This is a genomic window from Microbacterium sp. CR_7, assembly GCF_041954755.1.
Classification (GTDB): Bacteria; Actinomycetota; Actinomycetes; order Actinomycetales; family Microbacteriaceae; genus Microbacterium.
Map to the genome: position 1 here is coordinate 277,337 of NZ_JAVAYF010000001.1, position 15,046 is coordinate 292,382.

The following is a 15,046-nucleotide window of genomic DNA, read 5'->3' on the forward strand; positions in this document are numbered from 1 at the left end:
GCAGGGCACCCGATTCGGAGAAGACGGAGCAATCATGAGCGAGCAGACAGGCACGCAGATGCAGTTCGGCATCATGTCGGTCAGCGACATCACCCGCGACCCGACGACCGGCGTCACGCCCAGCGAGCAGGAGCGCATCAAGGCGACCCTCGCGATCGCCAAGCACAGCGAAGAGGTCGGCCTCGACGTCTTCGCCATCGGCGAGCACCACAACCCGCCGTTCTGGTCCTCGAGCCCGACCACGTTCCTCGCGGCGCTCGCCGCGCAGACCGAGCGACTGATCGTGTCGACCTCGACGACGCTGATCACCACGAACGACCCCGTGCGCATCGCCGAGGAGTACGCGATGCTGCAGCACGTCTCCGACGGACGCATGGATCTCATGCTCGGCCGCGGCAACACCGGTCCGGTGTACCCCTGGTTCGGCAAGGACATCCGCCAGGGGCTGCCCCTGGCGATCGAGAACTACGCGCTGCTGCACAAGCTGTGGCGAGAGGACGTGGTGGACTGGGAGGGCAAGTTCCGCACCCCGCTGCAGGGCTTCACCTCGACGCCGCGCCCGCTCGACGGCATCGCCCCGTTCGTGTGGCACGGCTCGATCCGCACGCCCGAGATCGCCGAGCAGGCCGCCTACTACGGCGACGGCTTCTTCGCGAACAACATCTTCTGGCCGAAGGAGCACTACCAGCGCCTCATCGAGCTCTACCGTCAGCGCTACGCCCACTACGGGCACGGCACTCCCGAGCAGGCGATCGTCGGACTCGGCGGGCAGGTGTTCATGGCCGCGAAGTCGCAGGATGCGGTGTCTCAGTTCCGCCCGTACTTCGACAACGCCCCGGTCTACGGTCACGGCCCGAGCATGGAGGACTTCACCGAGATGACCCCGCTGACCGTGGGGTCGCCGCAGCAGGTGATCGACCGCTACGCCGGCATGCGCGAGCACTTCGGCGACTACCAGCGCCAGCTGTTCCTCATCGATCACGCTGGTCTGCCGCTGAAGACGGTTCTCGAGCAGCTCGACATTCTCGGCTCGGAGGTCGTGCCGGTGCTCCGCAAGGAGCTCGCGAAGGATCGCCCGGAGACGGTTCCCGACGCCCCGACCCACGCCGCACGCGTGAAGGCCGTATACGGCGACGGTCCGACCCGTCAGGCGCGCCCCGGCGCGAACCGCGGCGACAACCTGACCGGCGACTCGCCCTACGAGGACACTCCGGCGCCCGCCGGCTCCGCGTTCGGCCTGACCCGCAAGGGGGCCTGACATGACCACTCGCCGCATCGCCGTGGTCTCGGCGGGGCTGTCGAACCCGTCGTCGACGCGCATGCTCGCCGACCGTCTGGCCGCCGAGACGGTCAAGGCGCTCGCCGCGCGCGACATCGCCGCCACGGTCGACGTGATCGAACTGCGCGACTACGCCCACGACATCACGAACAACCTGCTGACGGGCTTCGCCCCGCCCGCGCTCGAGACGGCGATCAACACGGTCGTCTCTGCCGACGCGCTCATCGCGGTCACGCCGATCTTCTCGACGAGCTACTCGGGGCTGTTCAAGTCGTTCATCGACGTGCTCGATCCTGATTCGCTCACCGGGAAGCCCGTGCTGATCGGTGCGAACGCCGGGACGGCCCGTCACTCGCTCGCGATCGACTACGCGATCCGCCCGCTCTTCGCCTACCTGCACGCGGATGCCGTATCGACCGGCGTCTTCGCGGCATCGAGCGACTGGGGAGGGGCCGGAGACGACGTCGCCCCGCTCGCGCGCCGCGTGGAGAAGGGCGCGAAGGAGCTCGCCGATGCGATCGCACAGCGCGACGCGGCCACGGTCGCCGACCCCTTCGACCCGGCGACCTACCTCGGCGAGGGGCGTTCGTTCGGGCACATGCTCGGCGGCCTCGCGGGGGAGTGAATCGGAGACGTCGACAGGACGTCAGGCAGAGGGCCATGAGGCCATCGACAATGTCCGAGGGGCATCGTACGGTGACCCCATGGCCCTTTCCTCTGCATGGGAATCCGCGCGCGTATCACTGCGCGGACAGCTGATCCTGCCCGACGACGACGCGTACGCATCGGCGCGACTGCCGTGGAACCTCGCGGTCGAGCAGCGTCCCGCCGCGGTCGCGATCCCCGACGACGTCGACGACCTCCGGCGGCTCGTCGCTCTCGCGCGCGACACCGGGTCGCCCCTCGCCGTGCAGCCCAGCGGTCACGGAGCATCGGGCGATCTCGCCGGCGCCGTCATCGTGCGGATGTCCGCATTCGACTCGCTCGCCGTCGACCTCGACGCGGGCATCGTGCGGGTCGGCAGCGGTGTGCGCTGGGGAGCGGTCGTCGCTGCCCTCGAGGGCACGGGGTGGGCGGCTCCCGCCGGTACGAGCCCGGTGGTCAGCGTCGCGGGCTACACGCTGGGCGGAGGTCACTCATGGTTCAGCCGTACCGCCGGGCTCGGGTCCGACAACCTCCGCGCCGCGTGGATCCTGCGGACCGACGGCACCCACGAACGCGTCGACGATGAATCGGATGCCGAGACGATGTGGGCTCTGCGTGGCGCGGGCGGCATCGCCGGGATCGTCACCGATCTCGAGATCGACCTCGTGCGCACGCCGGCGATCTGGGGAGCGGGGCTCACGTTCGACGCCTCCGACGCCGCAGCGGTTCTGCGTGCCGTGCGCGACCTGTCAGCCGCCGCGCCGCCGTCGCTGAACGTCTTCGTCGATTCGATGCGAATGCCCGACGCGCCGCAGCTCCCGGAGGCGATCCGCGGGCGCAGCTTCGTGACAGTGCAGGCGCTCTCCGCCGACGGGGCAGCGGATGACCTGCTCGACGGTGTGCGCCGTGCCGGGAAGGTTCGTCAGGACATCACCGGCCCGACATCCCCGGCCACCCTCGCGGCCTCCTCGGGCGAACCGACCGATCCGACGCCGGGGCGCGGCGCCTCGGCAGCTCTGCGCTCGCTCGACGACGCCCTGATCGACGAGCTCATCCGCTTCCGGGATCTGCCGGAGAGCTGGCCGGTCGTCGGGATCGGCGCGCGCATGCTCGGCGGAGCCCTGGATGCGCCGCGTCGGGATGGATTCGCCTCGCTGCAGGGCGCCGCGTGGCTGCTGCACGCGCTGATCCCGGTGTTCCCGGGCGCACCGCGCGGACCGGGCGATGCGAGCATCGCGGGGATCGAGCAGGTGCTCGCGCCGGCGCTCGCTCCGCAGACGGTCCCGACGTTCCTCGGACCCGGCCAGACGCTCGACCTCTGCGGACCTCACGCGGCGGTCGATCGGCTCCGAGCCGTTCGGACGCGCCTCGATCCCGGTGGCGTGCTGCATGAGGGGCGTCTGCCGCGCTGACAGGAGCGCTGTGCCGAAGAGACAGGGCTCATCGGCCCGGGCTCGGGCGCTGCCAGGAGTACTCGGTCTCGGGTCTGCCGCGCGTACCGTAACGGGCTGCTCTCATGACGACGCCCTCCGTGGCCAGATGCTCGAGGTAGCGGCGTACAGACACGCGTGACATGCCCAACCGGTCGGCTGCCTCGCTGGCCGAGAGCGGTCCTGCCGCGCGCACCTCGTGCGTGACGGCCTCCAGGGTCGCGGCCGACAGCCCCTTCGGCAGGGAGATAGTTCCGGTCGCTCGTCCGAGCAGCGCGTCGATCTCGGCCTGCGTGGTCTCCCCGTCGGTCTCGGCCGCTCGCGCCCGATGCTCCCGGTAGGCCGTGAGGCGTTCGCGGAAGACCGCGAACGGGAACGGCTTGACGAGGTACTGGTACACGCCGAGGGCGGCCATCTGCCGCACGGTCTCGGCGTCGCGCACACCGGTGATCGCGATGACGTCGATCGCGGCGGCCCGGGCGCGCAGGGTGCGGAGCACGTCGATGCCGGATCCATCGGGCATGGTCACATCGAGCAGCACGAGGTCGAAGCGCTCGGATCCCTCGCCCCCGAGGACGGCGGTCAGGGCCGCTCGCGCCCCCGTGCATTCGGCGCCCACCACGAAGCCGTCGAGGCGCTCGAGGTACGTGCGGTGCAGCTCGAGCGTCAGGGCGTCGTCGTCGACGATCAGGGTGCGGATCACCGGGTCCTCCGTCTCTTCGGCGGCAGGGTGACGCGGAACGTGGTCGGGTCGGGTCGCAGCTCGACGGTGCCGCCGGCGTCGACGACCACGGCTCGCACCAGCGCGAGTCCGACGCCGCGTCCCTCGGCGCCGGCCGGCTTGGTGGAGAACCCCTGGTCGAAGACACGGTCGCGGAGATCGTCGGGGACCCCGGGGCCGCTGTCCGACACCTCCAGCACGATCCCGCCGTCCTCGGAGGGCTGCAGCACCACCTCGACCCAGCGCTCCTCGGCGTCGGCCACGGCATCCATCGCGTTGTCGACGAGGTTGCCGAGTACGGCGACGCTGTCGACGGCCGAGAGCGGAGACGCCGGGGTGTCCGGTTCGATGCGGATCCGCCAGTCGATTCCCCGCTCTTTCGCCTGCGACGCCTTACCCAGCAGCAGGGCGCCGACGGCCGGGTCGCCGGCGCGGCGTGCGGTGACCTGGTCGACGAGCGACTGGCTCTGGCGGGAGGTCTCCGTGAGGATCTCGATCGCCTCGTCGCTGCGCCCGAGTTCGAGGAGTGCGACCGCGGTGTGCATGCGGTTGCCGTGCTCGTGGGTCTGCGCGCGGAGCGCGTCTCCGAGCGTCCGCAGCGACTCGTACGACGAGACCGCGTCACGCAGCTGCCCCGGAGGGAGGTCGCCGGCGATGCGCCGTGTCGTCCTCCGAGCGATCCAGGCGCCCAGGGCCCCCAGCGCGACAAGCCCGATCGTGATGACGAGGGAGAGCGGGAGCCGCCGGAGGAGGGTGTCGGAGATCGACTCGATCGTCACACCGGCCGACACCCAGCCGATGAGCTCGTCGTCGGCGGAGAGAACGGGCACGATCGTGCGAACCGACGGACCGAGCGTGCCCGTGAACACCTCGGTCAACTGCGAGGGGGCGGCGGGGATGGTGCCGAGGTAGCGCTCGCCGAGCTGGTCGACGTCGGGGTGGGTCACCCGCACGCCGTCCGGCGTCATGATCGTCACGAAGTCGAGGTCCGCCGCGGCGATCACGTCGAGTGCGTACGGCTCGAGGGCGCGTGTCGCGGCATCCGTGTCGCCCGTCGCGAGTGCTTCGGCGACGACGGGCGACGTCGCGAGGGTCACCGCGGTCGCCGCCGTCACCCGGTCTGCCTCGGCATGCGTGGCGCGCTGCGCCTCGACCACGAGGAACACGGCGACGAGGGCGCCGATCACCACGGCCGCCGCGAGGACGACGAGGAACACCGCCGAGGCGGTGCTGCGGCTGCCGCGGGCGTGTCGCATCTGGTCCTTCCGATCGTCGGCGATCGCGGTGACGGGATCAGTCGTGACCAATACGACCACAAATATCCGTGGCGCGCGAAGTCGGGGGAGTGTGAACACACCGCGGGCGATGACGCCGGCGCAGACGGACGACGACGTTCATGATCAAGGAGGATGCCATGGCCATCACGACGGGATTCACCCTTCCCGGATTCCATTGGCGGCGAGGCAAGCAGTCGTGGGACAGGCACACCTGGCTGTACGTGTCGGTGATCATCGCCGTCGTGCTCGGAGCCGCGGTCGGCCTCATCTGGCCCGAGGTCGGTCAGAGCCTCGAGCCGATCGGCAAGGGCTTCGTGTCGCTGATCAAGATGATGATCGCGCCGATCATCTTCTGCACGATCGTGGTCGGCGTCGGATCCATCGCGAAGGCGGCGACCGTCGGCAAGATCGGCGGCCTCGCGCTGCTGTACTTCATGGTGATGTCCACCTTCGCCCTCGCGATCGGGCTGGTCGTCGGCAACATCATCCACCCGGGTGCGGGCCTCGACATGGCGTCGGCGACCTACGACGCGACCGAGACCGAGGCGAAGACGACCACGGAGTTCGTGCTCGGCATCATCCCGGCCACCTTCTTCTCCGCGTTCACCGGGGAGAGCGTGCTGCAGGTCCTGTTCATCGCGCTCCTCGTCGGGTTCGCCCTGCAGGGACTGGGGGAGAAGGGCGCCCCGATCATGGACGCCGTCAAGAACCTGCAGAAGCTCGTCTTCCGCATCCTCGGCATGATCCTGTGGCTCGCGCCGCTCGGCGCGTTCGGAGCCATCGCCGCCGTCGTGGGCAAGACCGGCATCGCGGCCATCTGGAGCCTCGGGGTGCTCATGATCGCCTTCTACATCACCTGCGTCGTGTTTATCGTCGTGGTGCTGGGCGTGCTGCTGTTCGCGGTGACGCGGGTCAACATCTTCAGTCTCATCAAGTACCTGGCCCGCGAGTACCTGCTGATCGTCGGGACGTCATCGTCGGAGTCGGCGCTGCCTCGACTGATCGCCAAGATGGAGCACGTCGGCGTCTCGAAGCCGGTCGTCGGCATCACGGTCCCGACCGGGTACTCGTTCAACCTGGACGGCACCGCGATCTACCTGACCATGGCGTCGCTCTTCATCGCGACCGGGATGGGGCAGCCGATGTCGATCGGCGAGCAGATCGGTCTGCTGGTCTTCATGATCATCGCCAGCAAGGGAGCCGCCGGGGTCACGGGTGCCGGACTCGCGACGCTCGCGGGCGGTCTGCAGGCCTACCGCCCCGATCTCGTCGACGGAGTCGGCGTGATCGTCGGCATCGACCGGTTCATGTCCGAGGGACGTGCGCTGACGAACTTCACCGGCAACGCCGTCGCGACGCTGCTCATCGGCACGTGGACCCGCGAGATCGACCGAGAGCGTGTGCGCCGGGTCCTCAGTGGCGAGCTGCCGTTCGACGAGTCGGTTCTCGACGGCGTGGACGACCACGGCATGGCCGACGAGCGCACCGCCGTCGACGCACAGGGACTCAAGGACTCCGCACTCGACGAGATGTCGGCGAAGCAGGAGCGCGCACGCGCCAGGGCCACGCAGAACTGACGCCAGGACCCGAAGGGGATGCGGGAGTCGACGTCAGTCGGCTCCCGCGTCCGTGCGATCAGCCGCTCTTGCGTCGGAACTCGCGCCGAGTCTGCGGGGCGTGCGTGCCGTGGACGGCGGAGTCGCCGTCCAGATGCGCCTGGCCCTCGCGGTGGTGCGCGTTCTTCTTCTCGAGCGCTTCCTTGAACTTGCGCTTCATGTCCTCGGTCGAGGACGCGCCTTCTTCGGTGCTCATGCCCGCCAGCCTAGGGCACGGCTCATCCACCCGGTCCGTCACCTGCGGACCCGCGTCGTGACGACGTCGATCACGGCACCCAACGCCAGGGCCACCGCGACCGAGACGATCACGCCCACGACCGGACCCCCGGGTACGAGGAGTGCGACGATCGCCCCGACCGACGCCTGGTAGGCGCCCCAGCCGAGCGCCGCGAGCGCCGCCAGGCACAGATACCGCAGGGGATGGATCCGCGACGCCCCGGCGACGAGGTTGACGGCGAGTCGCGCGAACGGCACGAATCGTGCGGTGAACAGCACGCTCGCCGTCCCGGAGTCGAGCCGGCGACGCGCCCAGGCGAGCGCCCGCTGCACCCGGGGTCCCCGCATCCACCGCCATCGTTGCGTCCCCGCCGTGCGACCGACCAGGTAGCAGGCCGCATCGCCGAGGAACGCCGCCGCGCCCGCGCAGACGATCACGGACCACAGCGCCGGCGACCCTGCCGTCGATGCGATGGCACCGAGGGCGGTGACCGCGATCTCGCCGGGGATCACCACGAAGAAGGAGTCGCCGAGCACGAGCAGACTCATGATCGCGAGAGCCCAGGGGCCGGTGAGCAGGTCGGTCGGCACGGCTCCACCCTGCGCGGCGGAGGTGAACGGGAACCAAAGCGCGGATAGCCGGTGACCAGCGATCCAGCATCCGGTGAACTTCTGGTGCCCGGCGTCGGATCGGGGTTCAGGCAGGCCCCCGCGGCGGCATCCTGAGGATGTGAGAGTCGCGATCGTGACAGAGTCCTTCCTTCCGCACATGAACGGTGTCACCGGGTCCGTGCTGCAGATCCTGAAGCACCTCGAGCGCACGGGGCACGAGGCACGCGTCCTCGCACCGGATGCCATCGGCATCCCCACCGAGATCTCCGGCGCCCCGGTGCAGGCCATCCCCAGCCTCCCGCTCCCCGGCTACCGCAACGTGCGGGTGGGAACCTCGTCGGCGCACCGTGTCGCGGCATCCCTGCGACGCTTCCAGCCCGACGTCGTGCACCTCGCCTCGCCGTTCGCGCTCGGATGGCGGGGAGCGCTCGCCGCAGAGCGCCTCGACATCGCAGCGGTCGCTGCATATCAGACCGACGTCGCGGCCTACACCGAGCGCTACGGCATCCCCGCGACGACGGGGATCGTGCAGACGCACATCGCCCGACTGCACCGCAGGGCGACGCTCACGCTCGCGCCGTCGGCGGATTCCGCCAGGCAGTTGGCCGACCTCGGCATCGACAGGGTGCGGCGGTGGGGTCGCGGTGTCGATGCGGAGCGCTTCCACCCGTTGCGGCGGTCCGAGCACCTGCGCGCCACCTGGGGAGCGGACGTCGTGATCGGCTACGTCGGCCGACTCGCGCCCGAGAAGCAGGTCGAAGACCTGGCCGTGCTCGACGGCATCCCCGGCACCAGGGTCGTCATCGTCGGCGACGGCCCGAGCCGCGCGAGGCTCGAAGCTCTGATGCCGCGAGCGCTCTTCCTCGGCCACCTGAGCGGCGACGCGCTCGCCGCAGCGATGGCCTCGTTCGACGTCTTCGTCCACCCGGGTGAGAGCGAGACCTTCGGCCAGACCCTCCAGGAGGCGCACGCGAGCGGAGTGCCCGTCGTCGCCACCGGACGCGGAGGCCCGCTCGACCTCGTGCGCATGGGCATCGACGGGTGGCTCTACCGCCCGGGAGACCTCGACGACCTCACCATGCGCGTGCAGGATCTCGTCGGTGATCAGCGCAAGCGTCGCGCGCTCGGCGAGGCCGGATGGCAGGCGGTGCAGGCGCGCAGCTGGGGGAGTGTCTGCGACCAGCTGCTGGGGCACTTCGACGATGCGATCGGTCTGCGGACGGTCGACACCGCCCTGCGCGCTCGCCGCGTCTCCCGTCCCGAACCGTCGGTCGCCGTCCCGAGCAAGCGCTGGAACCGCTACGTGGCACTGGGGGATTCGCTGACCGAGGGGCTGTGCGATCCCGCCCCTGACGGCTCCCTCCGCGGCTGGGCCGACCGACTCGCCCTCCTGCTGGCGGCTCGGGGAGGCCTCCACTACGCCAACCTCGCCATCCGGTCGAAGCGCGTGCACGACGTCTGCGGCGCGCAGCTCGATCGGGCACTGGCGCTGCGTCCCGACCTGGTGTCGATCCTCGTCGGGGCGAACGATCTCGTCGGTCGCACCGTCGACGTGCCGCGGATCGCCGCCCAGCTCGAACAGGCCGTGGTGCGAGTGCGCGACAGCGGGGCGGATGTGCTCCTCGTCACTCCGTTCCTCCCGCGTCGGCGGGCCGCACAGATCTACGCCAGACGGTTCTCGGCCTTCGCCACGGCGCTCGCGGGGATCGCCGCGCGCACCGGAGCGATCCTCATCGACACCGACATGCACCCGACGCTGCCCGATCGACCGAACTGGGGCGAGGACCTCGTGCATCTCAGCAGCCGAGGGCATCGCTTCCTCGCGTACCGGGCCGGCGAGGTGCTCGGCGTCCCGCACGCGGACGCGCTCGGCGCTCTCGACGCGTCGCTCCACGAGAACGAGTCGATCGGCGCCGGTCTGTGGTGGCGCAGGCACGCGCTGCCCTGGGTCTGGCGCCGCCTGCACGGGCGCGCGGCAGGGGACGGCCGCGTCGCGAAGCACGACGACTACGTGTACCTCGGCCGCTCCGCCGCGCAGCGCGGTGTCCCGATCGTCTGACCGCCCGGCGGAGTGGCCGGGTCAGCGGCGGCCCATGCCGTGGTGCACCCAGCCCGCTGCCCGCCAGGCCGCGGCATCCAGGCAGTTGCGACCGTCGACGATCACGCGACCCGCGACGAGCGAGCCCGCGTGCTCCGGCGTGAGCTCGCGGCGGCGGAGGTCCCATTCCGTGACGACGACGACCGCGTCAGCGTCGCGGAGCGCGTCGTCGCGCTCCGCCGCATATCCGAGCTGCGGGTGCGCGGCCGCGGCGTTGTCGAGCGCGGCGGGGCTTGGAGGCTGCGCCGAGCACGGCGATGCGGCGTCCGAACACGAGACCGCCGAGGGCGTCGACCACCATCCGCACGGCGCGGTCCCTCCGCCGCATGTTGATGCCGTCCACCTCGCGGAGGAATCCCGCGGCTTCGCCTCGGCCTGATGCGCTTCCCTGCTGCAGCAGCTCGTCGAGCTGCGGCTCGAAGAACGGCGCCGATCCGCGGCGCAGTGCATCGATCTTTCCCTCATCGACGTCGATGCCGATCACGTCGTGTCCGATCGAGGCCATGGCTGCGGCGTGCACGGCACCGAGGTACCCGCAACCGATGACTGACATGCGCATCCACACACCACAGCCCACGCGCCCCACGGCCCGGCGTCCGGTGCGTGAACAGGGGATGACCGGCGGGTGGCCGGTCGACGGCGGGCGCACGGTGGGTCGTTGTTCGCAGGCGATCACGGGGTGCGCTGATAGGCTGTGAGAGGTCGACGTCTATCGTCGGCACAATTTCATATCGACTCATGGAGCGATCGGCGGAGAAGCTGGTCCCCTGTGGTGGGTTCCTCGGCGGGCGTCGTCGGGTGGCTTTCTACTGGTGGCCAGCGCAGGCGATGTTCGCGGGAGTGCCCGCGCGCCCGAACCCCGACGATTCCGCTCCTTCATGAACACGCTCGCGCATCACACGGGTCCGCGAGTCTAAACAAAGAAGGAGAGACCTCTTGGAAGGTCCTGAAATCACCGCCACCGAGGCCGTTCTCGACAACGGCCGCTTCGGCACCCGCACCGTCCGCTTCGAGACCGGCCGCCTCGCGCAGCAGGCGCAGGGCGCTGTCGCCGCCTACCTCGACGGCGAGACCATGCTCCTCTCGGCCACCAGCGCCGGCAAGCACCCGCGTGAAGGCTTCGACTTCTTCCCGCTGACCGTCGACGTCGAGGAGCGCTCCTACGCCGCAGGCAAGATCCCCGGCTCGTTCTTCCGCCGTGAGGGCCGTCCCTCCACCGAGGCGATCCTCGTCTGCCGTCTGATCGACCGTCCGCTGCGTCCGTCGTTCGTCGACGGCCTGCGCAACGAGGTCCAGATCGTCATCACCGTGCTCTCGATCGCACCGGGCGAGTTCTACGACGCCCTCGCGATCAACGCGGCCTCCGCGTCGACCCAGATCTCCGGCCTGCCGTTCTCCGGCCCGGTCGCCGGTGTCCGCCTCGCGTTCATCCCCGGTCACGGCGAGCACGCCGACCAGTGGGTCGCGTTCCCGACCGCCGCGCAGGTCGACGAGGCCGTGTTCGACCTCGTCGTCGCGGGTCGCGTCGTCACGAAGGCCGACGGCACCGAAGACGTCGCGATCATGATGGTCGAGGCCGAGGCCACCGAGAACAGCTGGAACCTCATCAAGGCCGGCGCCACCAAGCCGAGCGAGGACGTCGTCGCCGAGGGCCTCGAGGCCGCGAAGCCGTTCATCGCGCAGCTGGTCAAGGCTCAGGCCGAGCTCGCCGCCACGGCGTCGAAGGAGCCGGGCGTCTACCCGGTCTTCCCGGCCTACAGCCAGGAGGTCTACGACTTCGTCGCCGGCCGTTCGTACGACGAGCTGGTCGGTGTGTACCAGATCGCCGACAAGACCGAGCGCCAGACCGCCGACGACGCTATCAAGGATCGGGTCAAGGCCGAGCTCATCGAGGCGACCGAGGCCGGCGACCTGCCTGCCGCTGCTCCGCTCGAGTTCTCCGCTGCGTACAAGTCCGTCACCAAGAAGATCGTGCGCGGCCGCATCCTCACCGAGGGTTCGCGCATCGACGGTCGCGGCCTCGCCGACATCCGTCCGCTCGACGCCGAGGTGCAGGTCATCCCGCGCGTCCACGGTTCGGCGATCTTCCAGCGCGGAGAGACCCAGATCCTGGGCATCACCACGCTGAACATGCTCAAGATGGAGCAGCAGATCGACTCGCTGTCGCCCACGACGAGCAAGCGGTACATGCACCACTACAACTTCCCGCCCTACTCGACCGGTGAGACCGGCCGCGTCGGTTCGCCGAAGCGTCGCGAGATCGGCCACGGCTTCCTGGCCGAGCGCGCGCTCGTGCCGGTGCTGCCGAGCCGCGAGGAGTTCCCGTACGCGATCCGTCAGGTGTCCGAGGCGCTGAGCTCGAACGGCTCCACGTCGATGGGCTCGGTCTGCGCGTCGACCCTGTCGCTGCTGAACGCGGGTGTGCCGCTGCGCGCTCCCGTCGCCGGTATCGCGATGGGTCTCGTGTCCGACGAGGTCGACGGTGAGACCCGCTACGCGGCGCTCACCGACATCCTGGGTGCGGAGGACGCGCTCGGCGACATGGACTTCAAGGTCGCCGGTACCAGCGAGTTCGTCACGGCCATCCAGCTCGACACGAAGCTCGACGGCATCCCGTCGTCGGTGCTCGCCGGCGCGCTGACCCAGGCCCGCGACGCACGTCTGACGATCCTCAACGTCCTGAACGCCGCGATCGACGCCCCCGACGAGATGGCGCCCACCGCGCCTCGCGTCATCAGCGTGCAGATTCCGGTCGACAAGATCGGTGAGCTGATCGGCCCGAAGGGCAAGACGATCAACGCCATCCAGGACGAGACCGGCGCGCAGATCTCCATCGAGGAGGACGGCACCGTCTACATCGGCGCGACCGACGGCCCTTCGGCCGAGGCCGCCCGTGCCCAGGTCAACGCGATCGCCAACCCGACCAACCCCGAGGTCGGCGAGCAGTTCCTCGGAACCGTCGTGAAGATCGCCACGTTCGGCGCCTTCGTCTCGCTGCTTCCCGGCAAGGACGGCCTGCTGCACGTCACCGAGGTGCGCAAGCTCGCCGGTGGCAAGCGTGTCGAGAACGTCGAGGACGTCCTCTCCGTCGGCCAGAAGATCCTCGTGAAGATCACGAAGATCGACGACCGCGGCAAGCTCTCGCTCGAGCCCGTGCTCGACGACGCCCCTGCCGAGGGTGCAGCTCCCGCCGAGGAGGCCGCGGCCGAGTAAGCATCGCCGCTGCGACATCGAACCCGGGTCCGTCTTGATGACGGGCCCGGGTTCCGTCGTGCAGAGGCGTGACCAAACCGTTATGGGAAGTTCCCTCGCCGTTCCCCGTATTGGCCGGCGGGGTCGCGGTCATCGCATACCCTCGAAGTACGCACCGGGGGGTGCAGACCAGGCAGTGACGGAGATCGGAAGCTTCGATCGACGCGGGGGTGAGGAAGATGCGGTTGTTCAGCGTAGGCGCAGGCGCCTCCGCAGAGCGCGCCCCGCACGACGCGGAACATCCCTCCGCTCCCATCCCGATCGTGGGCCCCGGAATCGGCGAGTCGATCCGGGTGCCGCTCGGTGAGACCGGTTTCGACACCTTCCCGCTGATGCTCGGCGCGGCGGAGTTCGGCTGGAACGTCGACCTCGAGACCAGCCATGGCATCCTCGACCGCTACGTGGAGTTCGGCGGCAACGCCATACACACCGCCGACGGGTTCTCCGGCGGGCGCAGCGAGCACATCATCGGACAGTGGCTGCGTTCGCGCGGCCGCCGCGACCGCACTCTGCTCAGCGTGCGGATCGGTGCGCACGCCGACAACCCGGGGCTCGGGTCGGTCAATCTGGTCCGCGCCGTCGAGGGGTCGCTCACACGACTGGGCGTCGAGCGCATCGACGTGCTCTACCTCGATGCGACGCTCGACCGCACGACCAACCTCGAAGACACGCTCGCCACGGTGGAGTGGCTGACCGAGGCGGGCAAGATCGGTGCGCTCGGTGCCTTCGGACTCGCACCGGAGCGTCTCGTCGAGGCGCGCATCCTCGCCTCAGCGGGCTACCCCCGAATTCAGGTCATCGACTCGCCGTACAACCTCGTGCGTCGCCAGCCGTTCGAGGGCGACCTGCGACTCGTGGCCGGCGCCCAGAACCTCGCCGTCACGCCCTCGCACGCGCTCGAGCACGGTTTCCTCTCCGGTCGTCACCGCAGCAAGGCGCTGACCTCGAGGGGCGTGCGCGGCGAGCAGCTGCGCGGGCACCTTAACCGCCGCGGCACCAAGATCCTCAAGGCCCTCGACCAGGTCGCCGCTGAGCTCGACGTGCCGGTCGCCGCCGTGTCCGTCGCCTGGCTGCTCGCGCAGCGCACTGTCGCCGCTCCCATCGTCAACACGTTCGCGACCGAGCACGTCGATGAGCTCATGCAGGGTGCCGGTGTGAGTCTGTCTCGCGTGCAGGTCGCCGACCTGACTCGCGCGGGCAACTGAGCGTCCTCCCGCCTCTCTCACAGACCTGACATAGGCTGGGGGAGATCCCGACGGATGCTGTCGATGAAGCGAGCGAGTTTGTGACGCACTACATTTACCTGGTCAGGCACGGCGAACATCAGGATGCCGAGCACGGTCTCGCCGACGGTCCGCTCTCTCCGCGCGGAGCCCGTCAGGCCGAGCTCATCGCCGACCGCCTGTCGGGTCTTCCGCTCGACGCCGTGTGGCATTCACCGCTGCTGCGGGCCAACGAGACGGCGCGGGCCATCGCCGCCCGTCTCCCGTCGGTCGACCCGGAGCCGACCGCCCTGCTCTTCGACTGCGTGCCGACCGGGATGACGGAAGAGACCCCTGCGGTCTTCGAGCCGTTCTTCGGCTCGATCACGGATGCCGAGATCGAGGCCGGCCGCGCGCAGATGGCGGATGCCGTCAACGAATTCCTCGTGCGCAAACCCGGTGACGTGCACGAGGTCTTGATCACTCACAACTTCGTGATCTCCTGGTTCGTCAGGGAGGTGCTCGGGGCTCCCGAGTGGCGGTGGATGACGCTGAACCAATCGCACTGCGGCCTGACCGTGATCGCGCAGAAGCAGGGACGCCCCTGGACGCTGCTCACCCACAACGACACGGGGCATCTTCCGGTCGAGCTGCGCACCGGCATCCCCGACACGATGCCGGTCTGATACGACGTTGCA

At 69.8% G+C, this 15,046-nt stretch carries 12 protein-coding genes and 1 pseudogene; 8 read left to right on the top strand and 5 right to left on the bottom strand.

From position 1 onward, the window contains the following. The first annotated feature begins 34 nt into the window (after positions 1-34). The 3 genes from RAC81_RS01250 to RAC81_RS01260 all read left to right on the top strand — a co-directional run bounded on the left by RAC81_RS01250 (position 35) and on the right by RAC81_RS01260 (position 3,336). Entirely contained in the window at positions 35-1,258 is a 1,224-nt protein-coding gene (locus tag RAC81_RS01250) for an LLM class flavin-dependent oxidoreductase (RefSeq protein ID WP_375080627.1), read from the top strand. Between the two features lies 1 nt (position 1,259). Next, complete coding sequence (locus RAC81_RS01255; RefSeq protein ID WP_375080628.1) at positions 1,260-1,904, top strand: FMN reductase; 645 nt, start codon at positions 1,260-1,262, stop codon at positions 1,902-1,904. 79 nt (positions 1,905-1,983) lie between these two features. Further along, positions 1,984-3,336, top strand: a complete 1,353-nt coding sequence (locus RAC81_RS01260) for an FAD-binding oxidoreductase (RefSeq protein WP_375080629.1) — start codon at positions 1,984-1,986, stop codon at positions 3,334-3,336. A gap of 28 nt (positions 3,337-3,364) precedes the next feature. Here the strand turns inward: RAC81_RS01260 and RAC81_RS01265 are convergent, their stop codons facing one another. Next, the gene (locus RAC81_RS01265) at positions 3,365-4,057 is read right to left on the bottom strand and encodes a response regulator (RefSeq protein WP_375080630.1); all 693 of its coding nucleotides are present in this window, start codon (positions 4,055-4,057) and stop codon (positions 3,365-3,367) included. Then, positions 4,054-5,331: an ATP-binding protein gene (locus tag RAC81_RS01270; protein ID WP_375080631.1), complete on the bottom strand. Its 1,278-nt coding sequence runs from the start codon at positions 5,329-5,331 to the stop codon at positions 4,054-4,056. The genes RAC81_RS01265 and RAC81_RS01270 overlap by 4 nt, the downstream gene beginning before the upstream one ends. A gap of 158 nt (positions 5,332-5,489) precedes the next feature. Here RAC81_RS01270 and RAC81_RS01275 point away from each other — a divergent pair, with 158 nt between their 5' ends. After that, positions 5,490-6,929: a cation:dicarboxylate symporter family transporter gene (locus RAC81_RS01275; RefSeq protein WP_375080632.1), complete on the top strand. Its 1,440-nt coding sequence runs from the start codon at positions 5,490-5,492 to the stop codon at positions 6,927-6,929. Positions 6,930-6,987: 58 nt separating this feature from the next. On the opposite strand, the gene RAC81_RS01280 is transcribed toward RAC81_RS01275, so the two are convergent. Continuing rightward, entirely contained in the window at positions 6,988-7,164 is a 177-nt protein-coding gene (locus RAC81_RS01280; RefSeq protein ID WP_341934764.1) for a DUF5302 domain-containing protein, read from the bottom strand. A gap of 38 nt (positions 7,165-7,202) precedes the next feature. Further along, entirely contained in the window at positions 7,203-7,775 is a 573-nt protein-coding gene (locus tag RAC81_RS01285; protein WP_375080633.1) for a DedA family protein, read from the bottom strand. A 154-nt stretch (positions 7,776-7,929) separates the two neighbouring features. On the opposite strand from RAC81_RS01285, the gene RAC81_RS01290 reads away from it, so the two are divergent. Then, positions 7,930-9,855 carry a GDSL-type esterase/lipase family protein gene (locus RAC81_RS01290; RefSeq protein WP_375080635.1) on the top strand — a complete coding sequence of 642 codons (1,926 nt, stop codon included), beginning with the start codon at positions 7,930-7,932 and terminating at the stop codon, positions 9,853-9,855. 21 nt (positions 9,856-9,876) lie between these two features. Here RAC81_RS01290 and RAC81_RS01295 read toward each other — a convergent pair. Next, a pseudogene (locus RAC81_RS01295) lies at positions 9,877-10,453 on the bottom strand (UDP binding domain-containing protein). 377 nt (positions 10,454-10,830) lie between these two features. Between RAC81_RS01295 and RAC81_RS01300 the strand changes: the two are divergent. The 3 genes from RAC81_RS01300 (at position 10,831) to RAC81_RS01310 (ending at position 15,034) form a co-directional block, all read left to right on the top strand. Further along, the gene (locus RAC81_RS01300; protein ID WP_375080636.1) at positions 10,831-13,107 is read left to right on the top strand and encodes a polyribonucleotide nucleotidyltransferase; all 2,277 of its coding nucleotides are present in this window, start codon (positions 10,831-10,833) and stop codon (positions 13,105-13,107) included. Positions 13,108-13,325: 218 nt separating this feature from the next. Next, the gene (locus tag RAC81_RS01305) at positions 13,326-14,351 is read left to right on the top strand and encodes an aldo/keto reductase (RefSeq protein WP_251585530.1); all 1,026 of its coding nucleotides are present in this window, start codon (positions 13,326-13,328) and stop codon (positions 14,349-14,351) included. 80 nt (positions 14,352-14,431) lie between these two features. Continuing rightward, positions 14,432-15,034 carry a histidine phosphatase family protein gene (locus RAC81_RS01310; RefSeq protein ID WP_375080637.1) on the top strand — a complete coding sequence of 201 codons (603 nt, stop codon included), beginning with the start codon at positions 14,432-14,434 and terminating at the stop codon, positions 15,032-15,034. Positions 15,035-15,046: the final 12 nt, after the last annotated feature.

Coding starts and splice junctions, on each gene's coding strand:
- RAC81_RS01305 (WP_251585530.1), top strand. CDS start 13,326: ATGCGGTTGTTCAGCGTAGGCGCAGGCGCCTCCGCAGAGCGCGCCCCG.
- RAC81_RS01260 (WP_375080629.1), top strand. CDS start 1,984: ATGGCCCTTTCCTCTGCATGGGAATCCGCGCGCGTATCACTGCGCGGA.
- RAC81_RS01250 (WP_375080627.1), top strand. CDS start 35: ATGAGCGAGCAGACAGGCACGCAGATGCAGTTCGGCATCATGTCGGTC.
- RAC81_RS01270 (WP_375080631.1), bottom strand. CDS start 5,331: ATGCGACACGCCCGCGGCAGCCGCAGCACCGCCTCGGCGGTGTTCCTC.
- RAC81_RS01255 (WP_375080628.1), top strand. CDS start 1,260: ATGACCACTCGCCGCATCGCCGTGGTCTCGGCGGGGCTGTCGAACCCG.
- RAC81_RS01275 (WP_375080632.1), top strand. CDS start 5,490: ATGGCCATCACGACGGGATTCACCCTTCCCGGATTCCATTGGCGGCGA.
- RAC81_RS01280 (WP_341934764.1), bottom strand. CDS start 7,164: ATGAGCACCGAAGAAGGCGCGTCCTCGACCGAGGACATGAAGCGCAAG.